The 13,641-nt window shown below is 70.0% G+C and carries 13 protein-coding genes; 8 read left to right on the forward strand and 5 right to left on the reverse strand.

Annotated elements, in window-relative coordinates; all coding sequences use genetic code 11:
• The first annotated feature begins 126 nt into the window (after positions 1-126).
• The 5 genes from ACX28W_RS26980 to ACX28W_RS27000 all read left to right on the forward strand — a co-directional run bounded on the left by ACX28W_RS26980 (position 127) and on the right by ACX28W_RS27000 (position 5,353).
• Positions 127-1,062: a cellulose-binding protein gene (locus ACX28W_RS26980; protein ID WP_459002079.1), complete on the forward strand. Its 936-nt coding sequence runs from the start codon at positions 127-129 to the stop codon at positions 1,060-1,062.
• A 217-nt stretch (positions 1,063-1,279) separates the two neighbouring features.
• The gene (locus tag ACX28W_RS26985) at positions 1,280-2,245 is read left to right on the forward strand and encodes an ABC transporter ATP-binding protein (protein WP_459002080.1); all 966 of its coding nucleotides are present in this window, start codon (positions 1,280-1,282) and stop codon (positions 2,243-2,245) included.
• A 2-nt stretch (positions 2,246-2,247) separates the two neighbouring features.
• Positions 2,248-3,018 carry an ABC transporter permease gene (locus ACX28W_RS26990; RefSeq protein WP_459002082.1) on the forward strand — a complete coding sequence of 257 codons (771 nt, stop codon included), beginning with the start codon at positions 2,248-2,250 and terminating at the stop codon, positions 3,016-3,018.
• A 209-nt stretch (positions 3,019-3,227) separates the two neighbouring features.
• Positions 3,228-4,511 carry an ABC transporter ATP-binding protein gene (locus ACX28W_RS26995; protein WP_459002084.1) on the forward strand — a complete coding sequence of 428 codons (1,284 nt, stop codon included), beginning with the start codon at positions 3,228-3,230 and terminating at the stop codon, positions 4,509-4,511.
• Positions 4,508-5,353, forward strand: a complete 846-nt coding sequence (locus ACX28W_RS27000; RefSeq protein WP_459002086.1) for an ABC transporter permease — start codon at positions 4,508-4,510, stop codon at positions 5,351-5,353. The genes ACX28W_RS26995 and ACX28W_RS27000 overlap by 4 nt, the downstream gene beginning before the upstream one ends.
• Positions 5,354-5,381: 28 nt before the next feature.
• Here the strand turns inward: ACX28W_RS27000 and ACX28W_RS27005 are convergent, their stop codons facing one another.
• Positions 5,382-5,723: an ATP/GTP-binding protein gene (locus ACX28W_RS27005; protein WP_459002088.1), complete on the reverse strand. Its 342-nt coding sequence runs from the start codon at positions 5,721-5,723 to the stop codon at positions 5,382-5,384.
• A 220-nt stretch (positions 5,724-5,943) separates the two neighbouring features.
• Here ACX28W_RS27005 and ACX28W_RS27010 point away from each other — a divergent pair, with 220 nt between their 5' ends.
• Positions 5,944-6,972 carry an LLM class flavin-dependent oxidoreductase gene (locus ACX28W_RS27010; RefSeq protein WP_459002090.1) on the forward strand — a complete coding sequence of 343 codons (1,029 nt, stop codon included), beginning with the start codon at positions 5,944-5,946 and terminating at the stop codon, positions 6,970-6,972.
• Between the two features lie 123 nt (positions 6,973-7,095).
• On the opposite strand, the gene ACX28W_RS27015 is transcribed toward ACX28W_RS27010, so the two are convergent.
• Positions 7,096-7,488 carry an SCO5389 family protein gene (locus tag ACX28W_RS27015; protein ID WP_459002092.1) on the reverse strand — a complete coding sequence of 131 codons (393 nt, stop codon included), beginning with the start codon at positions 7,486-7,488 and terminating at the stop codon, positions 7,096-7,098.
• Between the two features lie 243 nt (positions 7,489-7,731).
• Here ACX28W_RS27015 and nucS point away from each other — a divergent pair, with 243 nt between their 5' ends.
• Positions 7,732-8,403: an endonuclease NucS gene (gene nucS, locus ACX28W_RS27020; protein ID WP_459002093.1), complete on the forward strand. Its 672-nt coding sequence runs from the start codon at positions 7,732-7,734 to the stop codon at positions 8,401-8,403.
• A gap of 109 nt (positions 8,404-8,512) precedes the next feature.
• Here the strand turns inward: nucS and ACX28W_RS27025 are convergent, their stop codons facing one another.
• From ACX28W_RS27025 to ACX28W_RS27035, 3 genes are all read right to left on the reverse strand, one after another.
• Positions 8,513-11,098 (reverse strand): ATP-binding protein, encoded by a 2,586-nt coding sequence (locus tag ACX28W_RS27025; protein ID WP_459002095.1) that lies wholly within the window; start codon positions 11,096-11,098, stop codon positions 8,513-8,515.
• A 409-nt stretch (positions 11,099-11,507) separates the two neighbouring features.
• The gene (locus ACX28W_RS27030; protein ID WP_261707178.1) at positions 11,508-11,831 is read right to left on the reverse strand and encodes an STAS domain-containing protein; all 324 of its coding nucleotides are present in this window, start codon (positions 11,829-11,831) and stop codon (positions 11,508-11,510) included.
• A gap of 144 nt (positions 11,832-11,975) precedes the next feature.
• A complete protein-coding gene (locus ACX28W_RS27035; RefSeq protein ID WP_459002097.1) occupies positions 11,976-12,824 on the reverse strand; it encodes a 3-hydroxyacyl-CoA dehydrogenase family protein in 849 nt (282 codons plus the stop codon).
• A 231-nt stretch (positions 12,825-13,055) separates the two neighbouring features.
• On the opposite strand from ACX28W_RS27035, the gene ACX28W_RS27040 reads away from it, so the two are divergent.
• Positions 13,056-13,628 carry a cob(I)yrinic acid a,c-diamide adenosyltransferase gene (locus tag ACX28W_RS27040; protein ID WP_459002098.1) on the forward strand — a complete coding sequence of 191 codons (573 nt, stop codon included), beginning with the start codon at positions 13,056-13,058 and terminating at the stop codon, positions 13,626-13,628.
• The last annotated feature ends 13 nt before the right edge of the window (positions 13,629-13,641 follow it).

The following is a 13,641-nucleotide window of genomic DNA, read 5'->3' on the forward strand; positions in this document are numbered from 1 at the left end:
TCCGACAGTTAGCCACCCAAAAGGAGTCTCATTCTCCAGATCAAACACGCATCCGCTCGATGACTCGCCGCTTTGACCCCTAGGATTCCCCCTATCACCTCACCGGTCTCATTCGACAGGAACCCCATGAGCGACACTTCCCCCTACGGCTTCGAGCTTGTGCGGCGTGGGTACGACCGCGCTCAGGTGGACGAACGCATTTCGAAGCTCGTCTCCGACCGTGACAGCGCTCTGGCCCGTATCACTGCTCTGGAAAAGCGCATCGAGGAACTCCACCTCGAGACGCAGAACGCCCAGGCCCAGGTCAGCGACGCAGAGCCGTCGTACGCGGGTCTCGGCGCGCGCGTCGAGAAGATCCTCCGCCTCGCCGAGGAGGAGGCGAAGGACCTGCGCGAGGAGGCCCGTCGCGCGTCCGAGCAGCACCGTGAGCTCGCCGAGTCGGCGGCCCAGCAGGTGCGCAACGACGCAGAATCGTTCGCGTCGGACCGCAAGGCCAAGGCGGAGGACGAGGGCGTCCGGATCGTCGAGAAGGCCAAGAGCGACGCCTCGCAGCTGCGCCAGGAGGCGCAGAAGGACGCGCAGTCCAAGCGCGAGGAGGCGGACGCCCTCTTCGAGGAGACCCGCGCGAAGGCCGCCCAGGCCGCCGCCGACTTCGAGACGAACCTCGCCAAGCGTCGCGAGCAGTCCGAGCGCGACCTGGCGTCGCGTCAGGCCAAGGCCGAGAAGCGCCTCGCGGAGATCGAGCACCGCGCGGAGCAGCTGCGCCTGGAGGCCGAGAAGCTGCGCACGGACGCCGAGCGTCGCGCTCGCCAGACGGTGGAGACGGCTCAGCGCCAGGCCGAGGACATCGTGGCCGACGCGAACGCCAAGGCCGACCGCATCCGCTCGGAATCCGAGCGCGAGCTGGCGGCGCTGACGAACCGTCGCGACTCGATCAACGCCCAGCTGACGAACGTCCGCGAGATGCTCGCCACGCTCACGGGCGCCGCGGTGGCCGCCACGACCGCCCCGGCCGAGGAAGAGCCGATCTCCCGCGGGGTTCCGGCCCAGCAGACCCGGTAAGTTCCTGGTATCGACTCCGGCCCGCACCCTTCTTCATCGGGGGTGCGGGCCGTTGCCATGTATACGAGGCTTCCAGGGGCGCGGGGCTGGGACATCATCCGGCTCCGCCGCGTGGGCGCGACCAGCCCCGACGGCGCGGCACCCAGCAACGGCGAACACGCGGCAGGGCAGACCCGTTCAAGTGGCACAGCCAAAGGGCCCGTCTTAGCGTTGCCGCATGATCGAGCTCGAGGGGCTGACCAAGCGGTACGGCGAGAAGGTGGCAGTCAACCATCTGACCTTCGCCGTCAGACCCGGCATCGTGACCGGCTTCCTCGGACCGAACGGCGCCGGCAAGTCCACGACCATGCGCATGATCCTCGGTCTCGACCACCCCACCACCGGCGACGTACGGATCGACGGACAGCACTACGACCACCTCAAGAACCCGCTGAAGTACATCGGCGCTTTGCTCGACGCCAAGGCCATGCACGGCGGCCGCAGCGCCTTCAACCACCTGCTCTGCCTCGCCCAGAGCAACGGCATCCCGAAGGCGCGGGTGCACGAGGTCCTCGACACGGTGGGCCTCACCTCGGTCGCGAGGCAGAAGGCCAAGGGCTTCTCGCTCGGTATGGGCCAGCGTCTGGGCATCGCGGGCGCGCTGCTCGGCGACCCGCGGATCCTGATGTTCGACGAGCCGGTCAACGGCCTCGACCCCGAGGGCATCCACTGGATCCGCAACCTCATGAAATCCCTTGCCGCCCAGGGCCGTACCGTCTTCGTCTCCTCCCATCTGATGAGCGAGATGGCGCTGACCGCCGACCACATCGTCGTCATCGGCCAGGGACGGCTGCTGGCGGACACGTCCATGGCCGACTTCATCCAGCAGAACTCCCGGTCGTACATCCGTATCCGCTCCCCCCAGCGCGAACGGCTGCTCGACGTGCTGCGCGGGGCGGGCATCACGGTCGTCGAGGCGGGCGGCGAAACGCTCGAAGTGGACGGCGCGAAGTCCGAGCGCATCGGCGAGCTGGCCTCGCAGCACCAGATCGTGCTGCACGAACTCAGTCCGCAACAGGCCTCCCTGGAGGCGGCGTTCATGCAGCTGACAGCGGAGTCGGTGGAGTACCACGCGCACGCGGACACCCACGTCCGACCGACTCCCGGCCCGGCCTGGGGCAGCGACTGGAAGAAGGGCGACTGACCATGGCCGCGACGCAGGTCCTCAGGTCCGAGTGGACCAAGATCCGGTCCGTCGCGTCCACCGTCTGGACGCTCGGTCTCGCCGCGGTCGTCACGATCGCCCTGGGCATCCTGATCTCGCTGCTGTCGAAGAACGAGTTCGACAGCATGGCCGTGAACGACCAGCTCTCCTTCGATCCGACGTTCACCAGCTTCGCGGGGATGAGCCTCGGTCAGCTGGCGATGATCGTCTTCGGGGTGCTCGTCGTCGGCAACGAGTACAGCACCGGAATGATCCGCACCTCGCTCGCCGCGGTTCCGCAGCGCGGCAGCTTCCTCTTCAGCAAGATCGCCGTCGCGGCGGGCCTCGCCTTCGTGGTCGGCATCATCACCAGCTTCGTCGCCTTCTTCCTCGGCCAGGCCATGCTCGGCCCGCACAAGGCGTCGATCGGTGACCCCGGCGTGCTGCGCGCGGTGATCGGCGGCGGGCTCTATATGACGCTCATCGCCGTTTTCTCGATGGGCGTCGCGGCGATGTTGCGCAGTCCGATGCTCTCGCTCGGCATCCTGATGCCGTTCTTCTTCCTGATCTCCAACATCCTCGGCGCCGTTTCCGCGACCAAGAAGGTCGGCCGTTACCTGCCCGACCAGGCCGGCAGCAAGATCATGCAGGTGGTGACCCCGATCGACGACGACACTCCGTACGGGCCATGGGGCGGTCTCGCGATCATGGTGCTCTGGGTGATCGTGGCTCTCATCGGGGGGTACGCGGTACTCAAGAAGCGCGACGCGTGATGCCGGAGAGCGACTGACAGGTTTCCATTTTTCGCCCCTCGGGATTCCGTTTCACCCTCGGACCTGCCACGACGCGCACCTGACAAAGCATGGGCGTGACCTGCGTTCTTTTACTTTCTCTTGAGTGGAACCGTCAGCGCCCCGATATCCTCCTAAGCCTTACGGGGGCGTGTGCCCCGACGTCCTGAACCTTTCGATGGGTGCGGAGCATGATCGAGGCAGTCGGCCTGACGAAGCGCTACGGCGCCAAGACGGCCGTGTACAACCTTTCCTTCCAGGTGCGGCCGGGCGCCGTCACCGGCTTCCTCGGGCCCAACGGCTCGGGCAAGTCGACCACGATGCGGATGATCCTCGGCCTCGACAACCCGACCTCGGGGCAGGTCACGATCGGCGGCTTCCCGTACCGCAAGCTGCCCAACGCGCCCCGTCAGGTCGGCGCCCTCCTCGACGCCAAGGCCGTGCACGGCGGCCGGCACGCCCGCAACCACCTGCTCTGCCTCGCCCAGCTCTCCGGCATCCCGGCCCGCCGCGTGGACGAGGTCCTCGGTGTCGTCGGCCTGCAGGACGTGGCCAAGAAGCGCTCCAAGGGCTTCTCGCTCGGCATGGGACAGCGGCTCGGCATCGCGGCGGCGCTGCTCGGCGACCCGCAGGTGCTGCTCTTCGACGAGCCGGTCAACGGCCTCGACCCCGAGGGCATCCTCTGGGTCCGCAACCTGATGAAGGCACTCGCGGCGGAGGGACGTACGGTCTTCGTCTCCTCGCACCTGATGAGCGAGATGGCGGTGACCGCCGACCACCTGATCGTGATCGGCCGCGGGCAGCTGCTCGCCGACCAGAACATCAAGGACTTCATCTCGCACAACTCGGCCGACTTCGCCCGGGTCCGCACCCCGGACACCGAGCCGCAGCAGCGCGAGAAGCTCACCGCCGCGCTGACCGAGGCCGGCGGCCAGGTGCTGCCCGAGCAGGACGGCGCCCTCCGTGTCACCGGCCTGCCGCTGGCGCGCATCAGCGACCTCGCGCACTCCTCCGACGTACGCCTGTGGGAGCTGTCGCCGCACCAGGCCTCGCTGGAGGAGGCGTACATGCGGATGACGCAGAGCGCCGTCGACTACCGCTCGACGATCGACCAGCGGGCCGGACTCCAGCAGGAGCTGCCGCCGGGCGCCATGCCGCCGCCGCACATGCCGGTGCCGGGCCAGGGCCAGCCGGGCTGGTACGCCCCGCCGCCGCCCCAGCAGGGCGGGCAGCCGTTCGCGATGCCGCAGGGAGGGCCCCAGGCGGGCCCGTACGGCGCTCCGGGCGTCCCGGGGGCTCCGGGTGGCCCGGGCGGTCCGGGTGCGGCTCAGCCCGGCCCGTACGGTGCTCCGGCCGCTCCGACCACCCCCGGCGCCGCGGCCGTCAACCCGTACGCCCAGCCCGCCCCCCAGGCTTCCGCGGCACCCGCCGCCCCTGCCGCCCCTGACCTGACCAAGCCCGAGGACGCCCGATGAGCACGCCCCAGCCCCCGATGCCGCAGCAGGCCGCCGCTGCCCCCAACTGGCAGGCGGCGCCCGGCACTTCGTACACCTCGCCGATCCCGGTCACCCGCACCCACCTCGGTCACGCGCTCAGCTCCGAGTGGACGAAGATCAAGTCGGTGCGCTCCACGATGTGGACGCTCGGCATCTTCCTGCTCCTGGTGGTCGGCATCGGGTTCCTGGTCGCGGTGCAGACCCAGGACTCCGACTTCAGCGACGTGCCGTACACGGTCCCGGCCTTCTTCGGGCTGATCCTCGGGCAGATCTGCCTGATCACCCTGGGCGTCCTCGTGGTCTCGTCCGAGTACGGCACGGGCATGATCCGGACCACGTTCACGGCCTCGCCGCAGCGGCACCGGGTACTCGCCGCCAAGCTGATCATCTTCTTCGCGGTCGCGTATGTCGTCTCGGCGTTCTCCATCGGCCTGGTCGGCCTGGTGACCGCGGGACTGCACGACGGCTCCGCGGCGGTCTCATCGGGCGGCTCGGTGATCAAGGGCGCGCTGTACGTCTCGCTGCTCGGGGTTCTCTCGCTCGCGGTGGGCTCGATGCTGCGGCACTCGGCGGGCGCGATCACCGCGATGCTCGGTGTCGTCCTGGTGCCCGCGATCCTGCCCGAGTTTCTGCTGCTGACCGACAGCATGCGCAGCATCGGCGAGAAGATGCTGGACTACAACGCGCCCAGTTCCCTCGCCACGATCTTCCAGCTCGACGGTGAGAGCGGGGGCGGCGGCGCGCAACTGGGCCTGCTCGTCGGGGTGACGGCGGCGGCGATCGCCGGCGCGTTCCTGCTGCTGGAGCGCCGGGACGTGTGAAGTCGCCGCAGAGACAAGTCGCCTGGAACTAGAACCTGGGCGCGTTACGGGACCGCTGCACCCTCGAGGTGCGGCGGTCCTTCGCGTTCCAGCAGGCCTTGTGCCAGTGGCGGCGCTCGTCGACGCCCGAGTGCTCCGGCCAGGCCACCACGTGCGGGACGCCGGAGGGGATCATCTGGTCGCACCCCGGGCATCGGTAGGTCTTGCCCTCGGCGCTGGCACCCGCCACGTGGCGCACGCTCCATGCCTCGCCCTGCCAGCTCTCCGTGGACTGCCAGCCGCCGTACCGCCCGGAGCGGTCACCGTCTTCGGGGGACGCGCCCCGGGCGGACGAGTCGGAACCCTTGGGGCGGTTGCGACGCGGGGACACAGGACACCTCACGGAGCTGTACAGGGAGCAGGGGCCTCGTCCAGCCTACGCGGCGCGCGCAAGGGTAGGCGTACTCCGCCAACCCTCACAGATCGCCCTCCCGTCGGCCCATTCTGCAGACAATCCGCAAATCTCTCCGACAAGCCGTGTCTTCGGCACGTGTCGGACGGTTATGCCGGTGGGGGAGCTCCACGTCGGAGCCGAGGAAGCAGGAAGCACCATGCACGTTGGAAGTTTTGTACTGGCGGCCCAATTCCCTGGACAGGGCCAGGGAGAAGCACTGCACCGCGCGGTGCGGACCGCCGAACTCACCGAGGAAGCGGGCCTCGCCGCAGTATGGCTGGCCGAGCACCACTTCGTGCCGTACGGGACATGCCCGTCGGCCGTCACCCTGGCCGCGCTGCTGCTCGGCCGCACCCACCGCATCCGCGTGGGCACCGCGGTGAGCGTGCTGCCCACCGTCCACCCCGTCGCACTCGGCGAACAGGCCGCGCTGCTGCACATGACCTCCGGCGGCCGCTTCACGCTGGGCGTGGGGCGCGGCGGCCCGTGGGTCGACCTGGAGGTCTTCGGCTCGGGGCTCGAGGCGTACGAGAAGGGGTTCCCGGAATCACTCGATCTGCTGGTGCGCTGGCTGCGCGAGCCGTCCGTCGAGGGCCGGGGCGAGCGGTTCACGTTCCGTGAAGTCCCCGTCGTCCCACGGCCGTCGGAGTCCCTGAGCGGTGCGCCGGGTCCCGAGGTCGTCGTCGCCTGCACCTCACCGGCCAGTGTGCGGCTCGCGGCCGAGCGCGGGCTGCCGATGCTCCTCGGGATGCATGTCGGTGACGAGGAGAAGGCTGAAATGGTGTCGTTGTGGCGGCAGTACGCGCGTGTGGCGGGCCACCCGACGGACGAGATCTTCGCCGCCGCCCATGTCTCGGCCGGCGTCTGCCAGATCGCGGACCGCCGCAGCGACGCCGTCGAGACGCTCACCAAGGCGATGCCGGGCTGGCTGAAGCAGGGTCTGGACGCCCATGTGACGGTCGACGGCCGCGCCCGCTCGATGCGGGACCCGCTGGCGTACACCGAACTGCTCTGCGGGCTGCACCCCGTGGGCACCCCACGGCTGTGCGCCGACCGTCTGGCGGCCACCTCCGAACGCACCGGCATCTCCCACTTCGCCCTCCTCGTCGAGGGCTCGGGCGACCTCGCGGCGACGGAGGAGAACGTCCGACGGCTCGGCACCGAGGTGCTCCCCCATCTCCACTGAGCCACGCGCCCGTCCACAGCCGCGAGCACTCCTCGCGACCCGCCCCGCCCCTCGGGGAGCTTGCCGCCCCGGTACAGATGCACCTCCCGCGTACGGAGCGGCAAGCAATGCGGCATCAAGGCGTCAGCAGTCCCGGAACTCCGGCGACTGATTCAGCACCTGACTGCGGACCGAGGTGAAGCGTGTCAGCGTGCCGTCCACTGAGGCGTCCAGTGGGAACACCGCCACCCGGTGGCAGTTCTGGAAAGCCAGCCGGACACCGAAGTGCCGCTGCAGCGCGCCGCGTATCGCGTCACTCGCGAGCGCACGCAGCAACTGGCCACGTGCCTGCTCGTCCGGCGGAGGCGTCTGGTTGTCGGCGAAGTTGCCGCCGTCCACCTTCAGCTGAGCCACCAGGGAGCTGATCATCTCCCATGCGTAGGGCAGGGAGGTCCGGACGCAGTCGACGAATTCAGCTTCGTCGACCTCGCCTCGCTCGGCCTGTTCGAGTAGGGCCGGTGAGACGTCGAGCGACATGGGTTCTCCTCTCGCACCCCCAGACCTCGGGGGTTGCCGGACAGGTCAGGGAATTCGCGATATCGAACACGATGAGTACACGCATCGCGACCACCCGTTTATACGGTAAGCAACGGACGGTGACGGCACCAGGAGAATGCGCACACAGTGGACTCCCAGTAGGCACACAATCAGCCACCACCGAACAGGCGTCTTCCAGGGCGAATCGCGTGGACCTGTGCCCGTCGAGTAGCGTTGCCGACCATGCGTCTCGTCATTGCCCGCTGTTCCGTTGACTACGCGGGCCGGCTCACCGCCCATCTCCCGTCGGCCCCTCGCCTCATCCTCGTGAAGGCGGACGGCAGCGTCTCGATCCACGCGGACGACCGGGCCTACAAGCCCCTCAACTGGATGTCTCCGCCCTGCACCCTGAAGGAGGGTTCGGGCGACGAGGAAGGCGTCTGGACCGTCATCAACAAGGCGGGCGAGAAGCTCATCATCACGATGGAGGAGATCCTCCACGACTCCTCGCACGAACTCGGCGTGGACCCCGGCCTGATCAAGGACGGCGTGGAAGCGCACCTCCAGGAGCTCCTCGCCGACCGCATCGAGACCCTCGGCGAGGGCTACACGCTCATCCGCCGCGAGTACATGACGGCCATCGGCCCCGTCGACATCCTGTGCCGTGACGCGGAGGGCCAGACCGTCGCCATCGAGATCAAACGGCGCGGCGAGATCGACGGCGTGGAGCAGCTCACCCGCTATCTCGAGCTGCTGAACCGCGACCCGCACCTCGCGCCGGTCCGCGGGATCTTCGCCGCCCAGGAGATCAAGCCGCAGGCCCGTGTCCTCGCCACGGACCGCGGCATCGGCTGCACCGTCCTCGACTACAACGCGATGCGCGGCATCGAGGACGACAAGCTGCGGTTGTTCTGACGTTCCGGCGCGTGTCCCGACGCGCACGAATCTGACTCAAACGGCCAAGAAAGAGGGAGGGCCGGGTCCCGTCGGCGGACCCGGCCCTCCCTCCCTTTCTGCCGTGCTCTCAGATCACCGGGCCGCTGGGCGAACCGGCGGCGCTGCTGCTCTCCGGAACGCTGACAGCACTGCTCTCCGGGGCACTGGCGGTGGTGCTCGCCGGGACGCTGGAGGCGGGGCCGCTGGCGGAGTCCGAGGTGGACGGCTCGGTCGACGGCGTCGGCGACGGCGGCTCACTGGTCGTCGGCGACGGCGGCTCACTGGTCGTCGGCGTCGGCGACGGCGGCTTCGACGTGGACGACGGCGGCTTGGTCGTCGGCGACGTCGACGGCGGCTTGGTCGTGGACGGGGACGACGGATCGCCGGACCCCTGCGTCCCACTCGGATCGTCCGACGGCTGACCGCTGCTGACCGGAGGCGTCGGGTCGTCCGACGTCCCGTACGTGCCGTCAGGACCCGGATCCGTCGGCACGCTCACCGCGCCCGTGTCGCTCCCCCCACCACCGCCCCCGTCGTCGTTCTTCGCCTTGTCCGCGCCCAGGCTGTCGTCATCGGCGCCCTGGCTGGCCGAGGGGTTGACGCCGACCTTCTCGGACGGGTCGTCGGTGTTGTTGTTCGAGGTCGCGCCGAGCGTCACCACGGTGCCGAGCACGGCGGCCAGGAGCGCGCCCGCGCCCGCAGCTGCCAGGTTGCGCCGGGTGCCGCTGACGAGCCGACCCGCGACGCCCGCGACACCCGCGCGCTTCGCCGCGGGACCCGGTTCGGCCCGGTGGGTGACCAGCGTCGAGGGCTCACCGCCCGGCTCCTGAAGGGCGAAGGCGGACGGTACGCCACCGGGCGGCGACGCCGACTCCTCGTGCCGCGCGTCGGGCACCTCCTCGCCCGCCGCCGTACGCCCGCCCGGCAGCAGCCCGCCGGGCAGCACCGCTCCGGAGCGGTCGGCGACCAGCGCGAGGGCGCGGCGGCCCGCCACGGTGCCGCGCTTGTCGGCGAGGGCGCCGCGCAGCCCGATGGAGGCCTCCAGCTCGGCGCGGGCCCGGTCCAGCTGGCCGCCGCAGAGCGCGAGGATGCCCAACTCGTGGTGGAAGTAGGCCTGTTCGCCGACCTCACCGGAGAGCCGGGAGGCCTCGGCGCCGAAGCGCAGCGCACGCTCCCAGACGCCCCAGTTCAGGCCGCCGGCGAACGCGGGCGCGGCCGTGCGGGCCAGCTCCACGGCGAGGCTCTCGTCCTGCTCGTCGACCGGAGCCGTGGTGAGCGGGACCAGGACGGCGAGCGCGGCGAGCACGGCGTCGGCCTCGGCGCAGACCCGCTCCGGGGTGACCGAGGGATGTCCGGCCCACCAGGTGTAGTGCCGGGCCGCGGCGCGGGCCTGTTCCGCCAGGCCGTCGGCGTAGCCGTCGGCCTCCAGCTGGGCTTGCACGCCGGCCGCGAGCCGGTAGCGGGAGCCGACCGGCGAGACCAGCGCGCAGCTCGCCAGCTCGGCGAGCGCGGCATCGGCGTGGGTGTCGTCCACGAGGGCGGGCAGATGGGTCTGGTGCGGCACCTCGCCGCCCAGCGCGACCGCGAATCGCAGGGTGGCGCGGGCCGACTCGCTGAGCCGGGAGGCGAGCAGGGAGGCGGGTGCGGCGCCCTCGGCGAGCGAGGGCAGCGGCACCTCGGGGCCGTCCGCGGTGTCGAAGGGCGCGTCCACCGGCGCATCGAAGGGCGCGTCGGCGAAGAGGCCGTACTCGTCGACGGCGCTCAGCTCGGCGCGCTGCTGGTCGCGCTGCCGCAGCAGCGCCCCGGCCTGTACGAAGCGCAGCGGAAGTCCCTCGGACTCGAACCAGAGGTCGCCCGCCCAGTTCGACTCCTCCTCGGTGAGGACGCGTCCGACGGCCCGCTCGAGCAGTTCGAGACCACCACTGCGGTCGAGTCCGCCGAGGAGGACCTCTTCGAGGAGCGAGTCGGCCGACGGGGCGGGCACGTCGGGTGTCGCGGCGATGACGAAGGCGCACTCGGGCGTGGCGTCGAGGAGTTCGTCGAGCGCGCTGCCGCCGATCTCCACGTCGTCGAGGACGACCACCGCGCCGATGCCGTGGACGAATTCGAGCAGTTCGTCCCGTTCCGGCCGGTACAGCGGCGCGTTGTGGACGGCGGCGAAGAGGTCGTGGAGCAGGTCGCTCGCCGTGCGCCGGTACCCGCTGAGGCGTACGACACCGTCGGGTGCGAGGTCCGCGCAGTCGTCGGCGACGGCGTCGAGCAGGCTGGTGCGGCCCGATCCCGCGGGGCCGGTGAGGCGTACGGAGCGCCCGCGCGCCAGGAGGCGGACGAGCCGCTCACGCTCCTCCTCGCGCTCCAGGAGCGGCAGTCGGGACTGGGCCGGTCCCGGCGGTACGGGCGGCCGGGTGGCGCGGTTCAGTTCGGCGCGCTCGGCGGCATTGAACTTCGTGGGCCGTGGCGGGCGTTCCCCCGGCGGGCAGACCTCGATCTCGCTGCCGTCGACGGGGTTGACGGTGAGCAGGTAGTCGCCCGACACGAGCTGGACGGTGCGGGCGAGTGCGGGTGTGTTCGGGCCCAGGTCGGCCGTGAGCGGGTCGCGCGGCGGGCGCGAGCGAGGCGCCTGGCCGTCGTCGTCATGGCCGTACTCTTCGGGTCCCCGGTTGTTCGGGTCCATGTTCCAAGCCCCCCAAAAGCGTCGTGTGCGGGTGCTGTCGCCGGACTCCCGGCGTCCGCCCGAAGGGCGGGCCGCGCGGCGTCTGGTGCGTCCGATCGCAAGGCGCCGGAATGCCCTCGTAGCGGAGCTACCAGGGCGTTTCGGCAACCCGGCGAGCGTGCGTGCCAGGCGTCGCGCAGCAGACGGGAGTCCGGCGACAGTACCCAGGCCCCTCCCGGCCTTGCTGCACACCGCGCTGTCGCTTCTGGTCCGGTGCCCGCTCGTAGGGTTTCAGGCGGCGGGCAGCCGAACCCTAAACCTTCGCACAGTATCTATGAACAGGCGGGGTACCGCGCCGTCCGAGACGTCACAGCTTCGTGAGGATTGTGCGTGAGGTGTGTTTCGTACGCCGCTGTGGGCGCGTACGCGGTCACACCCTGGGCAGTGATTCGACCCCGATGCCGCCCTCGATGGCCAGGATCCGGTGCAGTCGGGTGGCCACCAGCAGGCGCTGCATCTGTGGTGGTACGCCGCGCAGCACGAGCCTTCGGCCGCACCGCCCGGCTCGTCGGTGGGCTCCCATGATGACACCGAGGCCGGTGGCGTCCCAGGAGTCCAGCTCGGACAGGTCGAGCACCAGGTCGCCGGCTCCGTCGTCGACGGCCGAGTGCAGGACCGTACGGGCGTCCGCCGCGCTGCGTACGTCGAGGCGGCCCCCGACGACCAGCTCGGCGTGGTCGCCCCTGATGTACATATGCGCTCCCCGAGAGTGCTTCTCGTACTCCGTGTCTGTGGATGTGCAAGGACTGACTGCCTGAGTGGCGGTCAGGTTGCCGTCTGTAAGCGAACCGATACCGAATTCACCCCATGAGGTGACACGCGAGAGGCACGTGCGGTTTCAGTGCTTGTAGAAGCCCTGCCCGCTCTTACGCCCGATGTCACCGGCGTCAACCATCCGGCGCATCAGCTCCGGCGGGGCGAACTTCTCGTCCTGGGTTTCGGTGTAGATGTTGCCGGTGGCGTGCAGGAGGATGTCCACGCCCGTCAGGTCGGCCGTGGCGAGGGGTCCCATGGCATGGCCGAAGCCCAGCTTGCAGGCGAGGTCGATGTCCTCGGCACTCGCCACGCCGGACTCGTACAGCTTCGTCGCCTCGACGACGAGCGCGGAGATGAGGCGGGTGGTCACGAAGCCGGCCACATCACGGTTGACGACGATGCAGGTCTTGCCGACGGATTCGGCGAACTCCCGTGCGGTGGCGAGGGTTTCGTCGCTCGTCTTGTAGCCGCGCACCAGCTCGCACAGCTGCATCATCGGGACCGGCGAGAAGAAGTGCACGCCGACGACCCGCTCCGGGCGCTCGCTGGCCGCCGCGATCTTGGTGATCGGGATCGCGGAGGTGTTGGAGGCGAGCACGGTGTCACCGCGGACGATCTTGTCGAGGGCCCGGAAGATCTCGTGCTTGACCTCGAGCTTCTCGAACACGGCCTCGACGACGATGTCCGCGTCCGCGGCGGCGTCCAGGTCGGTGGTGGCGGAGATGCGGGCGAGCGCGGCGTCGGCGTCGTGCGCCTCCAGCTTGCCCTTGCTCACGAACTTGTCGTACGAGGCCTTGATGCCGTCGAGGCCGCGGGTCAGCGCCTCGTCGGTGACATCACGCAGAACGACGTCCCAGCCCGCCTGCGCGGACACCTGAGCGATACCGGACCCCATGAGTCCGGCTCCGATGACGGCGAGCTTCCGTGCCACTGTGCGACTCCCCTGACGCGCTGTTCATATCTGCCTCTCGGGCGGACACTAGCGCTCGTGAGGGCCTGTGTGACCGGTAAGTAATGCGCGTCACGTCTCATCTGACGGACGTCACACCGGATGGCTCACCCCGTGTCCCGCACGGCGCAGTTGAGCGCCCCCTCACCCAACAGGTCCTCCGTCCCGCGGCCGATGGTGGGCGGACGGCCGGGGCGAAACTACGCTGGAGTCATGGTCAATCTGACGCGCATCTACACCAGGACCGGCGACCAGGGCACCACCGCCCTCGGGGACATGAGCCGGGTCGCCAAGACCGATCTTCGGATCTCGGCGTACGCGGACGCCAATGAGGCGAACGCGGTGATCGGCACGGCGATCGCGCTCGGCGGGCTCGACGAGGAGCTCGTCACGGTCCTCACCCGCGTGCAGAACGACCTGTTCGACGTGGGGGCGGACCTGTCGACCCCGGTGGTCGAGGATCCCAAGTTTCCGCCGCTGCGTGTCGAGCAGTTCTACATCGACAAGCTGGAGGCGGACTGCGACCGCTTCAACGACGAGCTGGAGAAGCTCCGCTCCTTCATCCTGCCCGGTGGCACACCCGGCGCGGCACTGCTGCACCAGGCGTGCACGGTCGTACGACGGGCCGAGCGCTCCACGTGGGCGGCTCTCGAGGTCCACGCGGAGGCGATGAACCCGCTGACCGCGACCTACCTCAACCGCCTGTCGGACCTGCTGTTCATCCTGGCCCGCACCGCGAACAAGGAGACGGGCGACGTGCTGTGGGTGCCGGGCGGGGAGCGCTGACCCCGCCCGGCAC

The sequence above is a fragment of the Streptomyces sp. SD15 genome, from assembly GCF_054462255.1.